Raw genomic sequence first — 15038 nt, forward strand, 5'->3', positions numbered from 1 at the left:
CCCCGGAAGGGATCAGCACGTGCACGATCGGCAGCGGCTGCGCGGGCAGGGTATCGGCACTGCGGCGACGCGAACCGGCGCCCTTGGGCAGGGCCATCACCGTGCTGCGTTCGGCCGCCGGGAAACGGCCGTCGATGTACTGCCGCAGGCCGGCGATGTTGAGGTAGTCCGGCAGGGCCTGGCTGTCGATGACGTAGCGCTGCTTGACCGTGCCGGCGGGCTCGGGCGCCGCACTGACGTCGTAGGCCCAGATTTCCTGGATGGGGGTTTCCTGTTCGGTATTGCGAAAGTGCAGTACGCCGCCGGTCTGCGCGGGGATGTCATCGACGCTGCGCACCACGCCCTGGCGGCGCTGCAGCAGCGGCGTCGGCGACTGGCCGTCGTCGCCATGGCTGAGCGTGCCGAACGCGGCGCCGCGCACTTCGATGCGGTTGACGGTCTCACCCGGCGGCAGGGTCAGGTCAAGCTGCTTCCCGCCGTCGACGTAGGTGTTCCAGTCCGGCAGCTGGAAGTAGTCGTTGCGGCCGGGCAGTCGCGAACGGTTGTACACGCCGGGCCAGGTGGTCTCGGCGATGCCGTCGGTGGCCTTCCACATCCACTGCTTGTGGTCCTTGGTATCGGCGAACTCGACCTTGCGGATGCGCGTGGTCGGTGCAGTCAGCGCTGGAGGCGCCGCGTTGTCCCAGCCGAAGCGATGGCGCCAGGCACGCATCGGATCGGGCGCGGCCACGGCCGTGGTCGGTGCCGTATTGCGTGCCAGCGCGGCCATGCCGGCCGGGTCGAGCAGGCGGTCGTAGACGCGGATCTCGTCCAGGTCGCTGCCACGCAGGAAGTTGTAGCGGCTCTGCACCTGGTAGGGCGCCATCACCCGCCCGGCCAAGCCGAGCTGGTCGAGCGCGGCGTCGTAATCGGCGGTGGTTTCCTGGCGTGCCACTTCCTTGCCATCGACGTACAGGCGTACGCCGTGGTCCTCGTCCCAACCGAAGGCGATGTGCTGCCACTGCTGCGGTGAGGGAGTGTGGTCGAGCGTGAAGGAAACCCGCGTGCGGGCCAGGTTGGCGTCGGTGACGAACGCGTCGAAGCCGTGGCCGTTCCAGTCGATGCGCAGCCAGGCCATGTCCCAGCTGCTGTGGTCGGCGTAGCCGACCCGGAAAATCACGAACGGCGCTTCACCCACCGCATAGCGGGGGCGCCAGAAGAAGCCGAGCGTGCCACGCTGGGCCTGGATGTTGCCGGGCGCGTTCCACGAGAGCACGCCGTCGTCTTCCCACTGGATCGCTGATCCGCGCGCGCCATCGGGCACGCGTTTGACCTTGTCCAGGAAATTGGGGACCGCATCGCCCTGCGCGGTGTCGGCGGTAAAGCCGTTGTCGGCCGAGACGTGGAACAGCAGCTGCGGTGCCGGCTGTGCCCAGGCGCCGGCGCTGCCTCCCAGCAGCATCCACAGCAGGCTGGCCGAAAGACGGGTGCGACGGGGCGAACGGACAGCGTGCAGCGGCATGGCAGGTTCCTTTCGACAGCTCAACGTTACGGCGGTGGCGCGGGGAGCTGGATCGAAGGCAGTGCCGGTGCGCTGCGTGCGGGCGCGCAGCCTCCCCGCCGCGTGTCCTGCACGCAACGCACGCTAGCAAAGCCGACGTTCCCCAACATCTTGCGACGCAACAGCGGCGGCGCGATCGCTCGCGCCGCCGCCGTCTGGTGTGGATCAGAACTTGTAACGCACGCCGAGCATGAACTGACGTCCGGTCTCGGTGTACTGCAGCGGCAGCTGGCCGGTGGACGGCGAGTAGACCCACTCGTCGCTGGCTTCGTTGGTCAGGTTCATGCCTTCCAGGCTCAGCTCCAGCTTCTCGTTGATCGCATAGCGGATCGACGCATCGATGAAGGTAGTGCCGGTCATGCCGTGGTAGCCATCGAGGTTGAAGCCGGCTTCGGTACCGGTGACCTGGGTCAGGTAGTCATCGCGGTTGGTCGCCGAAACGCGGCCGGAGAACACCTTGCCTTCGTAGAACAGCGTGGCATTCCACGAGTTGCGCGACAGGCCGGTCAGGTCGGCCTTCAGCACCGGCTGGCCGCTGGAATTGATGTACTGGATCTGCGAGTCCACCCAGGTGTAATTGAGCTGCACGCCCAGGTTGGACCACTTGCCCGGCAGGAAGGTGAACGGCTGGGTGTAGTTGACCTCCACGCCCTTGAGTTCACCGCCCGGGGTGTTCACCGGCTTGGTGTAGGTGAAGTCGCTGTCCGGGCTGGCGCCGGTCCCGATCAGCAGCGCGTCGGGCAGACCGCTGAAGCTGTACGGGTGGGTCTCGCGCGTGGTCTGGATGAAGGTCTCGATGTCCTTGTAGAACAGGCCGACACCGGCCATGGCACCTTCGGCGAAGTACCACTCGAAGCCCAGGTCCACGTTGGTGGCGCGGATCGGGTCCAGGTCCGGGTTGCCGGTGGCGATGGTGCGCGCCGCGCCGGCAACGGCCACGGTGGAACCGGGGGTCAGGTTGCCCAGGCCCGGACGGCTCATCACCTTGGCCGCACCCAGGCGGATCAGGAAGTCCGGGGTGATTTCGGCCACCAGGTTGAACGAGGGCAGGGTGTCGTCGTAAGTGCGCTCGGCGGTGGTGGAGACCGTGGTGGTGGTCAACGTGGACAGACCCGTGGCGGTCTGCTTGGTGCGCACATAGCGCACGCCGAAATTGCCCGAGAACGGGATGCTGCCCAGTTCGGTGGAGAACTCGCCCATCAGGTAGCCGCCGCGATCCTCTTCGTCCACGCTGCGCACGTTGTTGGCGCGCGGGGCGACGGCGAAGATGCCGCTGTTGCTGTAGATGTCGAACTGGTCGGCGATCGCATCGAGGTTGGGCACCACCCAGTTGTTGGGGTTGCCGGTGATGCCCTTCAGGCCTTCCTGCTGGGTCATGTCCACCGGCACGATCTTGCTGCCGTTGGGGAAGTTGGGCACGGCCAGCTCGCTGGCGCGGCGCATCTCGACCGTCTTGAAGGTGTAATTCTTGGCCAGGATGCCGCCCTTCAGGCGGAAGCCGGGGCTGATGTTCCAGTTGAAGTCGATCTGGCCGGTGTCGAAGTCATTGTCCACGTACTGCGGACGCAGGCGGATTTCGGCCAGTTCCCAGCCGGCCGGGTTGGTCGGGTCGATGCCGTAGTTCAGCGTCGGGAACCGGCTGTTGCCCCGGTAGTCGTAGCTGTAATTGTCGACGTCGTACTTGTCCATGATGATCGTGGTCTGGATCGGGTTCTCGTGCTTGGAGCGCGAGATGCCGACCTTGCCGGACAAGGTGAAGTCATCGCCGAAACGGTGCTGGCCGTTCAACGCGACCTGCTTGAACTCGGTGCTCCACTCGTCATGGCGGTTTTCGGTGCGGATGTCGACGTTGTCGAACTCACCGTAGACCAGCGCGTTGTTCTCGATCGCGCCGTTCTTGACGATCATCGCCGGCTTGCCGACCAGGCGCGGGTTGGTGCTGGTGCCGCGGCTGAAGGAAATCGCCTCGATGTAGTGCTCGTCGCGCTTGGCGTCGATCTTGGAATACAGGGTGTCCAGCGAGATTTCGGTCGCGTCGGTGGGCTTCCACTGCAGGGTGCCGGTCACGCCCAGGCGCTTCTGCTCGTGTTCCATCTGTACGTAGCGCGGGAAGCGCGGGTGGTACACGGCGGCGCTGCGGGCAGCGGCGAACGGCGAGGCCGCGTTGAAGTTGTTGTTGCTCGGGCCGTTGGCCCAGCGCCCGGTGTTGGAGCCTTCTTCCAGCGCCTGGCGCTCGGAATAGGCCACCGACAACAGCGCACCGAAGGTGCCATCGGCGAAGGTGTTGGAGATCAGTGCGGCCACGCGCGGATCGGCCTTTTCAGCCATGGCGTTGTAGCTGGCCTGGCCGCTGGCGGCAAACGTGAAGCCGTCGTAGTCGAACGGGCGCGCGGTGCGCAGGTCGACCGTGGCACCCAGCGAGCCCTCTTCCACGTCGGCCGAGGCGGTCTTGCGCACCAGCAGCTGTGAGAACAGGTCCGAGGCGAACACATTGAAGTCGAAGCCGCGGCCGCGGTTGGTGCCGCCGCTCTGGTCGCCGGCGCCGACGGTGGTCAGCGCTTCCATGCCGTTGATGCGCACCCGGGTGAAATCCGGGCCGAGGCCGCGCACGGAGATGTTGCGGCCTTCGCCGGCTTCACGGGTGATCACCACGCCCGGAATGCGCTGCAGCGATTCGGCCAGGTTGAGATCCGGGAACTTGCCGATGTCTTCGGCGACAATCGCATCGACCACGCCGGCTTCGCCGCGCTTGATGTCCAAGGCCTTTTCGACGCTGGCGCGGTAGCCGGTGACGGTCACGGTGTCCAGGTCGGTGGCCGTGCCGGTGGGCGTTTCCTGAGCCAGCGCGGTACCACTCAGCGCCAGGCAGATCGACAGGGCAAGCAAGGTAACCGGTGTCTTTTTCTGGATGTTTCGAGAATGCATGTTTTCCCTCTCCCAAGGTGCTACATGAAACAGCAATCCGGCGACATGTCAGTGCAATGACACCGCTGGTCAGGGCGGACGTTAACAGCCCGTTCCAGAAGGAGCATCTTGCAGCGCAACAGATTTTGAATGTCCCCTGGAGGCTTGCGGGACAAAGCTTTCGACATTTCCCCAGGTGGACGGCAGGCGCCGCAAGGCTAGAATGACACCGCTAGCCATTCTTCCTGGGCGACGTTCCACCGGCCCTCGCTTTCACAAGGATCCATGATCATGAGTCGCGTCGTCTGTTTTGGGGAGTTGTTGCTGCGCATGAGCGCACCGGGCCGCGAGCTGCTGCTGCAGAGTGCGCAGCTGGCGGTGCATCCGGGGGGCGCCGAAGCCAATGTCGGGGTGTCGTTGGCCCATCTGGGACATACGGTGGCGATGGTCAGCACGCTGCCGGCCAATCCGCTGGGCCAGTTCGTCGCCGGTGAACTACGCCGGCACGGCGTGGACACCGGCCATGTGCAGGTACGGCCGGGGCGCATGGGCCTGTACTTCCTCACCACCGGTGCGGTGCAGCGCGCCAGCGAAGTGGTCTACGACCGCGCCGATTCGGCGTTTGCCAGCAGCAGTGCCGCCGATTACGACTGGGACACGCTGCTGGCCAACRCCGACTGGCTGCACCTGTCCGGGGTCAGCCCGGCGCTCAATCCGGCGATGGCCGAGGCCACGCTGGTGGCGGCGCGCGCCGCCTGCGCGCGTGGGGTGAAGGTGTCTTTCGACGGCAATTTCCGTCCGTCGCTGTGGGCGCGCTGGCAGGGCGATGCGGCCGGGATCCTGCGCGAGCTGTTCGCCTGCGCCGACGTGCTGTTCGCCGACTACCGCGATATCGGCGTGGTACTCGGCGGGGAGTTCCCGCAGGCGCAGTTGGCCGAGCGCGTGGATGCGGCCGCCGCGCAGGCGTTCGCCGCGTTTCCGCGGCTGCAGTGGATGGCCTGCACCCAGCGCACCCCGCACAGCGTGGACAACCATGCGCTGGGGGCGATGCTGCTCGGTCGCGATGGGACCCGCGCGGTGGCGCCGACCCGCGACATGCTCGGCATCGTGGATCGCATCGGCGGCGGCGACGCCTTCGCCGCCGGCATCCTGCATGGCATGATGCGCGGCTTCGCGCCGGATGCGATCGTGCGCTTCGGCCTGGCTGCTGGCTGCCTGAAGCACTCGATCCCCGGCGATTTCAACCCTGTCAGCGAGGCTGACATCATGGCCCTCACGGGCGAGGAGCGATTCGATGTCCGGCGCTGATCCACGCGTACGCGCAGTCCTGAAGCTGGCCCCGGTGATTCCGGTGTTCACCCCGGAGAACGTCGACGACGCGGTCGAGGTGGCGCGCGCATTGTTCAACGGCGGCCTGCCGGTGATCGAGGTGACCCTGCGCACGCCGGTGGCGATGGACGCCATCAAGGCGATGGTCGAGGCCGTGCCCGATGCCGTGGTGGGTGCCGGCACCGTGCTGAGTGCCGCGCACATGGAACAGGTCAAGCAGGTGGGCGGACGTTTCGCGGTATCGCCGGGCGCCACCGCGCGCCTGTATGCGGCCGCGCGCGATACCGACCTGCCGTTCCTGCCCGGCGTGGCGACGTCGTCCGAGCTGATGCTCGGCCTGGAACACGGGCTGGATACCTTCAAGTTCTTCCCGGCGGTGCAGGCCGGCGGCGCGGCAATGCTGTCGGCGTGGAACGGGCCATTCGGCGACGTGCGCTTCTGCCCGACCGGTGGGATCACCGCGCAGACCGCGCGCGATTTCCTGCACCTGCCCAACGTGCTGTGCGTGGGCGGTTCCTGGCTGACCACGCGTGCGCTGCTGCAGGCGCGCGACTGGGCCGGGATCGAGCAGCTGGCCCGCGATTCGGCCGCGCTGGTCGGCTGACACCGGGTGCAGGCTCGGTGCCGGTGCGCGGCTTGGCCCAGAGGGCGTCGTTGAGGCCGTCCGGGAGGGTCTGAGGCATGGCGTGCGTCCATAATGGGCGCACGTTCGTCGTCTCCGGAATCCCCATGTCCCCGTTGTCGCTTGCCAAGACCGTCGTGCTCTCCATCCTGTGCGTGGTCGTGGCAGTGTTCGTGCTGGGCATGGTCAGCGGCGCCGCCGGCTGGATCGCACCGTGGATCGGGCTGGGCGAAGGCGGGCAGGCGCGGCTGGCGTGGGACCTGGCCTGGACGATCCTTGGCGGCGTGGCCGCCACGGCCTTCGCGGCGCGCTACGCGCCGAACGCGCCCTACATGCACGGCGGGGTGGTCTGGGCAGTGATCGCCGCCGCGTCGGTCTATGCGGCCTGGGACCTGGGCAGCGACTTCCCATTCTGGTTCGTCACCGTGCTGCTCATCGCGCTGCCGTTCCAGGCGGCCGGTATCTGGCTGGGCGCGCGCTACCGGCCGCGTTGACGGGAGCGTGCGACGAGGCGTGGCGGCAGGCCGGGCGGGCCGCGCAATGGCGATGACGCGCCCCTGCGTCACGCGCCCGGCAGCACCTGCTTCACCGCGTCGATTCCGTCCCACGGATCCTGCTTCAACCGCTGCGCCCGCTGCAGCGCCTTGGCCAACGGGAACGCGTCGGCAGCGGTCACCCGGCCCAGTTCTTCCCAGCGCAACGGCACTGCCACGCCCGCACCCGGGCGCGCCCGCAGCGACCAGGAGCACACACTGGTGGCACCGCGTGCGTTGCGCAGCCAGTCGATGAAGATCACGCCGGTACGCTTGGCCTTGCTCATGGTGGCCACGTAGCGCTCCGGCGCGTGCTCGGCCATGGCCTGCGCGAACGCCTCGCAGAAGTCCTTGGCCTGCGCCCAGTCGGCCCTGGGCTGCAGCGGCACCACCACATGCACGCCCTTGCCACCGGACAGCCGCACAAAGCTCTGCAGCCCGGTCTCCAGCAACCGGTCGCGCACATCGCGCGCGGCGGTCTTGACCTGCGCCCAGGTGACGCCCTCGCCGGGATCCAGATCAAACACCAGCCGGTCCGGGCGCTCGGGATCGGCCACCGTGGCACCCCACGGGTGCAGCTCTAGCGTGTTCATCTGCACCAGCTGCAGCAGGCCCATCAGGTCCTCGATGTAGAGGTAGTCTTCGCGCCCGCTCTTCTGTTCCAGCGGAATGGCCCCTACGGCCTCGCCCAGGCCCGTGCCATGGTGCTTCTGGAAGAAGCACGGCTTGTCCACGCCATCCGGACAACGCAGCAGCGACAGCGGCCGCCGGGCAACKTCGGGCAGCACCCAGCGCGCCATCTGCCGGTAGTAGTCGGCCACCTCGCCCTTGGTGATCTTCGCCTTGGCGAACACCACGCGTTCGGGGTGACTGATGTTCACGTCGCCAGCGTTTTCGGCGACAGCGCGCGTTTTGGCCGCAGCGCCTGCCTTCGTCGTGATCTTGCCGGCGGTGGTCTTTTTTTCCTTGGCTGGCACCTTCGCCGCACCGCCCAGATCCTTCGCGGCCTTGTCCTCGCGCAGCCGCTTGAAACTGGCCTGGCGCAGCAACCCTTCCTTGGCCCAGCCGCGGAAAGCGACCTCGGCCACCAGCACCGGTTTCACCCAGTGCACGCTGCGCGCCGGGAAGGGCACATGCGCGGGCAGGGCGACCGCCGCGTCTTTCACCGCCAGCGCGCTGAGCTGGCGGGTCAGCGCACGCAGCAACGCATCGTCGAAACCGGTGCCGACACGGCCCACATAGCGCAGGCCGCCCTTGTCCGGGGTGGCCATCAACAGCGATCCGAAGCCGGTGCGCGATCCCTTGGGTTCGGTGTAGCCGACGATCAGGAATTCATCGGTATTTTCATGCTTGATCTTGATCCAGGTCGGCGATCGCGTGTTGACGTAGACCGCATCCACCCGCTTGCTGATGATGCCCTCGTAGCCCGCATCGCCACTGGCGGCGAACACCTGCGGACCATGATCGAGCACGTGCTCGCTGTAGGCCAGGGTGCCCGGCGCGGGGCCGATCAGGTCCTTGAGCAGCGCCTTGCGGGCCAGCAAGGGCGCGCGGCTGATGTCGACGCCGGCAATACCGGGCATGTCGAACACCACGTAGCGCAAGGGTTGTCTGGCCGTGCCATCAATCACCTTCTGCAACGCGGTGAAGTCGCTGCGGCCCTGCGCGTCCAGTACCACCAGCTCGCCATCCAGTCGCAGGTCGCGCACCGGCAGCGCGGCAATCGCCTGTACCACTTCGGGGAAGTCATCGGTCCAGTCCAGGCCACCGCGCGAGCGCAGGGACACCACGCCGTCGCTGACCTCGGCCAGCAGACGGTAGCCGTCCCATTTGATCTCGTGCAACCAGCCATCGCCCTCCGGTGCGGTGGCACGGTGGTCGGTCAACTGTGGTTTGAAGCCCTGCGGATAAGGCGTGTCGCGTGCCTCCGGCAGCGCCAGCGCGCGCTTGTGCCAACGTGCGTCGGCCTTGCGTGCCGCCGGCGCCTTGGCGACCGTCTTCACTGCCTTGCCGGTGCCGGTGCGGGTTGTCGAGGCAGCAGTACGCTTGCCAGTCGTACGCCGAGCAGGCGCTGTATCGAGCATGTCATCGGCCTCCGCATCGCGTGCATCGTCATCGTCGCGCTTGATCAGCAGCCACTGGTGCTGCTTGCCTTTCATCGCGGTACGCACCAGCTTCCATCCGCCCTTGAGCCGCTCGCCGTGCAGGACGAAGTCGAGCTTGCCGGCGGCGATCGCCTCGAGCGGATCGCCGTCGCACGCCCAGGTGCCGTGGTCGTACACATCCACATGTCCGGCGCCGTAGTGGCCGCTAGGGATATCGCCTTCAAACGTCGCATAGGACAGCGGATGGTCTTCCACTTCCACCGCCAGGCGCTTCTCGCCCACGCGCAGCGACGGCCCCTTCGGCACCGCCCAGCTCTTGAGCACGCCATCGGCTTCCAGGCGGAAATCGTAGTGACGGGAACTGGCGTGATGCAGCTGCACCACGAAGATCGGGCGTCGCGCCGGTGCACCGGTGCGCTCGGCATCGGGCTCGGGGGTGCCATCAAAGCGGCGTTTGCGGCGGTATTCCTGCAGTGACATCTGCGCTTACCCGGCCTTGCGCGTGGTGCTGCGCGTGGCCGTCTTCTTGGTCGCCTTCGCGGCTTTTTTGGCGGGTTTGGCTTTCTTCGCCGCCGACTTCTTCGGCGCCGCCGTCACGGCCRTCTTCTTCGGCGGCGTGCGCTTCTTCGCATCCAGGCTCTTCTGCAGCAGCGACATGAAGTCCACCACGTTGGTGGCATCGTCCTCGCGCGGCGCGGGTTCATCCTCCACCTTGGTGGTGCCCCCCTTGGACTTGATCCGCTTGGTCAGCAGCGTCTGCAGACGCTCGCGGAACTCGTCGTGGTAGTCATCGGGCTTCCACTCACCGGACATCGAATCGATCAGTTGTTCGGCCATGGCCGTTTCCTTGCTGCTGATGCGGTACTCGGCCAGGCTGCCGGCGGGCAGCTTGTAGTCTTCCGGATCGACCAGTTCCTGCGGGTAGCGCAGAATCATCAGCACCAACCCGTCGCCGTGCGGCATCACCGCGCACAGGTACTCGCGGGTCCGCACCACCACCCGCGCAATGCCGACCTTGCCGGTCTTGCGCAGGGTTTCGCGCAGGAGAACGTAGCCCTTCTCGGCCTTCTTGGCAGGTACCAGCAGGTAGGGCTTCTCGTAGTAACGCGGGTCGATGGTGGAGGCGTCGACGAAGGTCTCCACCTCCACCGCCTCATGGCTTTCCGGCGCGGCCGAGCGGATGTCGTCCTCTTCCAGCACCACGTAGCTGCCCTTGTCGTACTCGTAGGCCTTGACGATGTCTTTCCACGGCACTTCTTCGCCGGTATCGGCGTTGACCCGCTCGAAGCGGATCGGCTTGCGATCGCGCGAGTCGAGCATGCGGAACTGCAGGTCCACCTTGCGTTCGCCGGACATCAGCGACACCGGGACATTGAGCAACCCAAAGGACAAGGTTCCGGTCCAGATCGGTCGGGCCATGGCGGTGCTGCTCCAGCGTGGAAGAGAACGGCAAGCTGTACCCCCGCCCACGTGAAACGCCCGTGTCCGCCCCGTGCAGGCGCCCTTTACGCGTTACTGCAGCAACCCGTGCACGGCGGTCGGCGGCATGTGGTCCAGTGCCAGCCAGGCGTCCTCGACGATGCCGCGCGCCTGCGCCCAGCCCAGCCGCGACTGCCCGCGCATCTGCTCCCAGTGCTCGGCCAGCTCACCGGCGGTGTCTTCATCGTTGCCGCGTGGCCAATCGGCGTAATGGGTGGTCAGCGCGAAGGCATAGGCCGGGTACAGGTCGCGCCAACTGCGGTGGCCGTGGCCGCGCCGCCGTTCGTAATCGCTGCGCATGTACTGCAGGTAGTCCTGTGCGACCGCCTGGGCTTCCTCGGTGCGCTCGCGACGCACGCGGCGCGTGGTCCGGGGCGGCTGCGGGTAGGCGCTGAACAACGCGGGGGCGGCACGACGGTCCAGGCGGGGCATGACACGACTCCGGCGGTACTGGGGCAGGCAGGAATAGTCCCGGCCCCGTTAGCCAGCCGTGACAGATCCGTTCAGTGCTGCGGATTCGCAGCGACTTCACCGCCATCGCGCTGTAGTAGTGCTCCCGTTCCGGAGTTATTTCCATGCCACGCGATCCCCTGCGCGAAGCCAGCACCCCGGTGCCTGGCGAACAACACGCCAAACATGACAACCAGGATGCCGAAGACCGCGGCGCCGGCATGCCCGCGCCGCCCGAGCCGGACCATCTGCCGGTGGCGGTGGCCCCGGCAGCCCCCTCGCGCGACCGCAAGGACCTCACCCCCGGCAGCGAAGGTCCGGCCGGTCACCATCGCCGCGAAGACGAGCACCAGCGCCTGCAGCGCAAGCAGCACGCCAGCGACAACCAGGACCAGGCACTGGAAGAAACCTTCCCGGCCAGCGATCCGACCTCGCCGTTCGTCCCGGCAAAGGTGCCGAAGTAGGTGCCAACCGTCGGTTGGCAGGGTTCAAGCGGGCGCCTGAATGATCCTTACGGCGCCCACTGCCACTGCAGGCCCACGCTGACCCGGCGATCCGGGCCCGGCTCGAAATAACGCTGATTGCCGTCGTTGACGATCACCGAGCCGATATAGCGCTGGTCCAGCACGTTGTCCAGGCGCGCGAAGGCCCGCAGCGTGCCCTGGGCCAGCTGCCAGCGGCGCGCCGCCTCGAGGTTCAACAGTGCGTAGCCGGCCGCTTTGTCGGTGGCCAGGTCATTGACCACCGTGTCGCCGGAGGCCACCACCTCGGCCGCCCACTGCCACGCGCCCGGGCGGTATTGYAGGCGCGCGTTCCACTGCTGCTCCGGCACGCCGGGCAGCCTCGAACCAGCAACGACGGTCGCCCCGGACAGCACGTAGGGGTCGCGCACGGTCGCTTCCAGGTAGGTGTATGCTAGCGCGAGTTCCATCTGCGCGCCCAGCGGCTGCACGTAGCTTGCCTCCAGGCCCTGGCGGCGGGTGCGGCCGATGTTGCGGTAGGTGGCACGGCCACCGGTGTTGCTGGCCACCGCCAGTTCGTCATCGGTGTCGGCGCGGAACAGCGCCGCCTCCAGCCTTGCCCCGCTCTGCGCGTGCCATTTGCTGCCTACTTCCAGGTTACGGCTGCGGGCCGCCGACAGGTCCAGCGCCAGCCCGGCCTGGCCATCGGCGCGGTAGCCCAGCTCGTTGAAGGTGGGGGTCTCGAAGCCGCGCCCGGCCGAGGCGTACAACCGCCAGGCATCGGTCGCGCGGAATACCACCCCGGCCACCGGCGTGGTGGCGTCGTAGCGGCGCGAGCCGCTGTCGTCGGGGTTGGTGGCGGTGATGAAGTGGTCGTTGGAGCGGAACCGTACCGTGCTGTGGCGCACGCCGAGCAGCAGCGACCAGCGCGGTGCCCACTGCCACCAGGCCTGGGCAAACTGGTCCACGTTCTCGACACGGTCGGCCTGGTTGCGGCGCAGGCGGCCCTTGATGCCGACCTGATCGCCGACGAAATTCTCGTAACCCCGGCGATCCTGCGCCTGACGGTCGGCATTGGCGCCGATCACCAGATCCAGGGGTCGCCCGGCCCAGTCACCGTGCCAGCTCCAGCGCGCGTCCACCCCGCCGTAGTCGCCGTCCAGGTCGATCACTCCGCCGGCATGCAGTGGGTTGGCCTGCGGCGTCGGCGGAATCGCCAGGTACTGCTCCACGCTGCGCTGCCCGGCATAGCCCATGGCCCGCCACGTGTGCGCCCCATCGGTACGGGTGAACACCAGCCCGGCCTGGGCCTGGCGAACGGATTTGCGCGTGTTGTACTGCTCGGCCACCGCCGTGGCCTGGCGCGGATCGGCATTGACCTGCGCGCGGCTCAGCCCGAGGGGATCCTGCGCATCGGGCGAGTCGAAGTAGTTCAGCACCAGATCAAGCTGGCCACCGCCCACGTCGGTCCCCAACCGCGCATTGACCGACTCGCGGCGCGCGGCGCTGTGCTCGCGCCAGCCATCGGTGCGGAAGTGGTTGGCGGCCACGTTGTAGCGGATCGGCCCCTGCTGGCCGCGCAGCTGCGCGCCGGCGCTGAGCGTGTTGTCGCTGCCGGTATCCAGTCGCAACCGCCAGGGATCGCCCGGCGCACCCTCGGCACTCCACACCTGCACCACGCCGCCGGAGGAATTGCCGTACAGCGCCGAGAACGGCCCGCGCAGCACGTCCACGCGCTGGGCTGAGAGCAGGCTCGCATGCGAGAGCTGGCCCTGGCCGTCGGGCATGGTCGCCGGCACGCCATCGACCAGCACCCGCACCCCGCGCACCCCGAAGGTCGAGCGCGCGCCAAAGCCGCGGATCGACAGCTGGGTGTCCTGTGCGTAGTTCTGGCGGTCGCGGGCGACCACGCCGGGGATGCCGCCCAGCGCCTCGGATACCTGCGCCAGGGCGCCGTTGGCCTCGTCGTCCAGCCACACCGTGCTGATCGAGGCCGGCAGGTCGACATCGTCCACCTGTTGCACCCGCGCGGCCTGCACCTGAACCGTGGGCAGCCGCGCTACCTCGGGGGACTGATCGGGCGTGGATGCGGCCTGTGCCGGGTTCGGCAGCAGCACTGCCGAAAGCAGCGCGCAGGACGGGACAAACGGGGATAAGCGGAACATGCGATCTGGGGTCCTCGGCGATGTGGGGCGCCGCACGCCATGGTACGGAAGCCAACGTGACGGTGGCCGCCGCGCCCTCGGCGTGGCTTTGTTACGATGGCCCGGTTGTGGCCGGACCGGCCGCACCGCGCGTCGCGACATCCTCCCCCCTTCCGTCATCCGAATGAGTACCGCCGTGTCCTTCTTTGCAAATGTGGAACTGGTCCCAGGCGACCCGATCCTGGGCCTGACCGAGGCATACAACGCCGACAGCCGCTCGACCAAGGTCAACCTGGGTGTGGGCATCTACTACGACGAGAGCGGCCGCATTCCGCTGCTTCGCGCCGTCAAGCAGATCGAACAGCAGCTGGCCAACGAAGCCAAACCGCGCGGCTACCTGCCGATCGACGGGCTGCCGGCCTACAACCAGGCCACCCGCGAACTGGTGTTCGGCAAGGATTCGCCGCTGCTGGCCGCCGGCCGCGTCGCCACCTCGCAGACCATCGGCGGCAGCGGCGCGCTGCGCGTGGGTGCGGACCTGCTGCACCGGCTGCTGCCGCACGCCACCATCGCCATCAGCAACCCGAGTTGGGAAAACCACCGCGCCGTATTCGGCGCCGCCGGTTTCGAGGTCGTCGAGTACAGCTACTTCGACCCGACCACCCACGGCGTGGACTTCGAGGCGATGCTCGCCGACCTGGGCAAGCTGCAGCCGGGCACGGTGGTGCTGCTGCACGCGTGCTGCCACAACCCGACCGGTGCCGACCTCACCGTCGCGCAGTGGAAGCAGGTGGCCGCGCTGTTGAAGGACCGCCAGCTGTTCCCGTTCATCGACATGGCCTACCAGGGCTTCGACAAGGGCATCAGCGAAGACGGCGCTGCGGTGCGCATCATCGCCGAGGCCGGCATCGACAGCTTCGTGGTCGCCAACTCGTACTCCAAGTCGTTCTCGCTGTACGGCGAGCGCATCGGCGCGCTGTCGGTGGTGGCCCCGGACGCGAATGCGGCCAAGGCCGTGCAGTCGCAGGTCAAGCGCATCATCCGCACCATCTACTCCAGCCCGTCCAACCACGGTGCGGCGCTGGTGGCCGGCGTGCTCAACAGCGTGGAACTGCGCCAGGTGTGGGAAGCGGAACTGACCGARATGCGCGAGCGCATCCACGCCCTGCGTCATGGTCTGGTGGACAAGCTGGTCGCCGCCGGCGCGCCGGAGTTCGCCTTCATCAACGACCAGGCCGGCATGTTCTCCTACTCCGGCCTGACCCGCCCGCAGGTGGACCGCCTGCGCGACGAGTTCGGCATCTACGCCGTCGGCACCGGCCGCATCTGCGTGGCCGCGCTCAACCAGGGCAACCTGGAATACGTGGCCAAGGCCGTGTCGACCGTCGCCAAGGGCTGACGCACGCGACAGTGCAATGAAGAACGGCCGCCTTGTGCGGCCGTTCTGCTGTTGGCGACGTACCCATCGCGC

General features: G+C 67.7%; 11 protein-coding genes. 5 read left to right on the forward strand and 6 right to left on the reverse strand.

The genetic code is table 11. The annotated features are described in order from the left end of the window. Nucleotides 1-1501 (reverse strand): LamG-like jellyroll fold domain-containing protein (locus AC1DQP_RS07685; protein ID WP_478051365.1); only part of this gene is annotated, 1501 nt, incomplete at its 3' end. A gap of 204 nt (nucleotides 1502-1705) precedes the next feature. Next, nucleotides 1706-4465, reverse strand: coding sequence for a TonB-dependent receptor (locus tag AC1DQP_RS07690; protein WP_478051366.1), 2760 nt, complete (start codon nucleotides 4463-4465; stop codon nucleotides 1706-1708). A 264-nt stretch (nucleotides 4466-4729) separates the two neighbouring features. Here AC1DQP_RS07690 and AC1DQP_RS07695 point away from each other — a divergent pair, with 264 nt between their 5' ends. The 3 genes from AC1DQP_RS07695 to AC1DQP_RS07705 all read left to right on the forward strand — a co-directional run bounded on the left by AC1DQP_RS07695 (nucleotide 4730) and on the right by AC1DQP_RS07705 (nucleotide 6889). Continuing rightward, the gene (locus AC1DQP_RS07695; RefSeq protein ID WP_478051367.1) at nucleotides 4730-5752 is read left to right on the forward strand and encodes a sugar kinase; all 1023 of its coding nucleotides are present in this window, start codon (nucleotides 4730-4732) and stop codon (nucleotides 5750-5752) included. Further along, nucleotides 5739-6377, forward strand: a complete 639-nt coding sequence (gene eda / locus AC1DQP_RS07700) for a bifunctional 4-hydroxy-2-oxoglutarate aldolase/2-dehydro-3-deoxy-phosphogluconate aldolase (protein WP_457317854.1) — start codon at nucleotides 5739-5741, stop codon at nucleotides 6375-6377. Before AC1DQP_RS07695 ends, eda begins: the two co-directional genes overlap by 14 nt. 125 nt (nucleotides 6378-6502) lie before the next feature. Continuing rightward, nucleotides 6503-6889, forward strand: a complete 387-nt coding sequence (locus tag AC1DQP_RS07705; RefSeq protein WP_457317853.1) for a hypothetical protein — start codon at nucleotides 6503-6505, stop codon at nucleotides 6887-6889. Nucleotides 6890-6957: 68 nt separating this feature from the next. Here AC1DQP_RS07705 and ligD read toward each other — a convergent pair whose 3' ends face one another. The 3 genes from ligD to AC1DQP_RS07720 all read right to left on the reverse strand — a co-directional run bounded on the left by ligD (nucleotide 6958) and on the right by AC1DQP_RS07720 (nucleotide 10944). Beyond that, a complete protein-coding gene (gene ligD / locus AC1DQP_RS07710; RefSeq protein WP_478051368.1) occupies nucleotides 6958-9513 on the reverse strand; it encodes a DNA ligase D in 2556 nt (851 codons plus the stop codon). 6 nt (nucleotides 9514-9519) lie between these two features. After that, nucleotides 9520-10452: a non-homologous end joining protein Ku gene (gene ku, locus AC1DQP_RS07715; RefSeq protein WP_478051369.1), complete on the reverse strand. Its 933-nt coding sequence runs from the start codon at nucleotides 10450-10452 to the stop codon at nucleotides 9520-9522. A gap of 93 nt (nucleotides 10453-10545) precedes the next feature. Continuing rightward, nucleotides 10546-10944, reverse strand: coding sequence for a hypothetical protein (locus tag AC1DQP_RS07720; protein ID WP_457317850.1), 399 nt, complete (start codon nucleotides 10942-10944; stop codon nucleotides 10546-10548). A gap of 143 nt (nucleotides 10945-11087) precedes the next feature. Here AC1DQP_RS07720 and AC1DQP_RS07725 point away from each other — a divergent pair, with 143 nt between their 5' ends. Continuing rightward, entirely contained in the window at nucleotides 11088-11426 is a 339-nt protein-coding gene (locus AC1DQP_RS07725) for a hypothetical protein (RefSeq protein ID WP_457317849.1), read from the forward strand. A gap of 47 nt (nucleotides 11427-11473) precedes the next feature. Here AC1DQP_RS07725 and AC1DQP_RS07730 read toward each other — a convergent pair whose 3' ends face one another. Continuing rightward, nucleotides 11474-13588, reverse strand: a complete 2115-nt coding sequence (locus AC1DQP_RS07730; protein ID WP_478051370.1) for a TonB-dependent receptor family protein — start codon at nucleotides 13586-13588, stop codon at nucleotides 11474-11476. A gap of 175 nt (nucleotides 13589-13763) precedes the next feature. On the opposite strand from AC1DQP_RS07730, the gene AC1DQP_RS07735 reads away from it, so the two are divergent. Further along, nucleotides 13764-14966: an amino acid aminotransferase gene (locus AC1DQP_RS07735; protein ID WP_457317847.1), complete on the forward strand. Its 1203-nt coding sequence runs from the start codon at nucleotides 13764-13766 to the stop codon at nucleotides 14964-14966. The last annotated feature ends 72 nt before the right edge of the window (nucleotides 14967-15038 follow it).

The organism is Stenotrophomonas sp. P5_A8 (assembly GCF_056400545.1).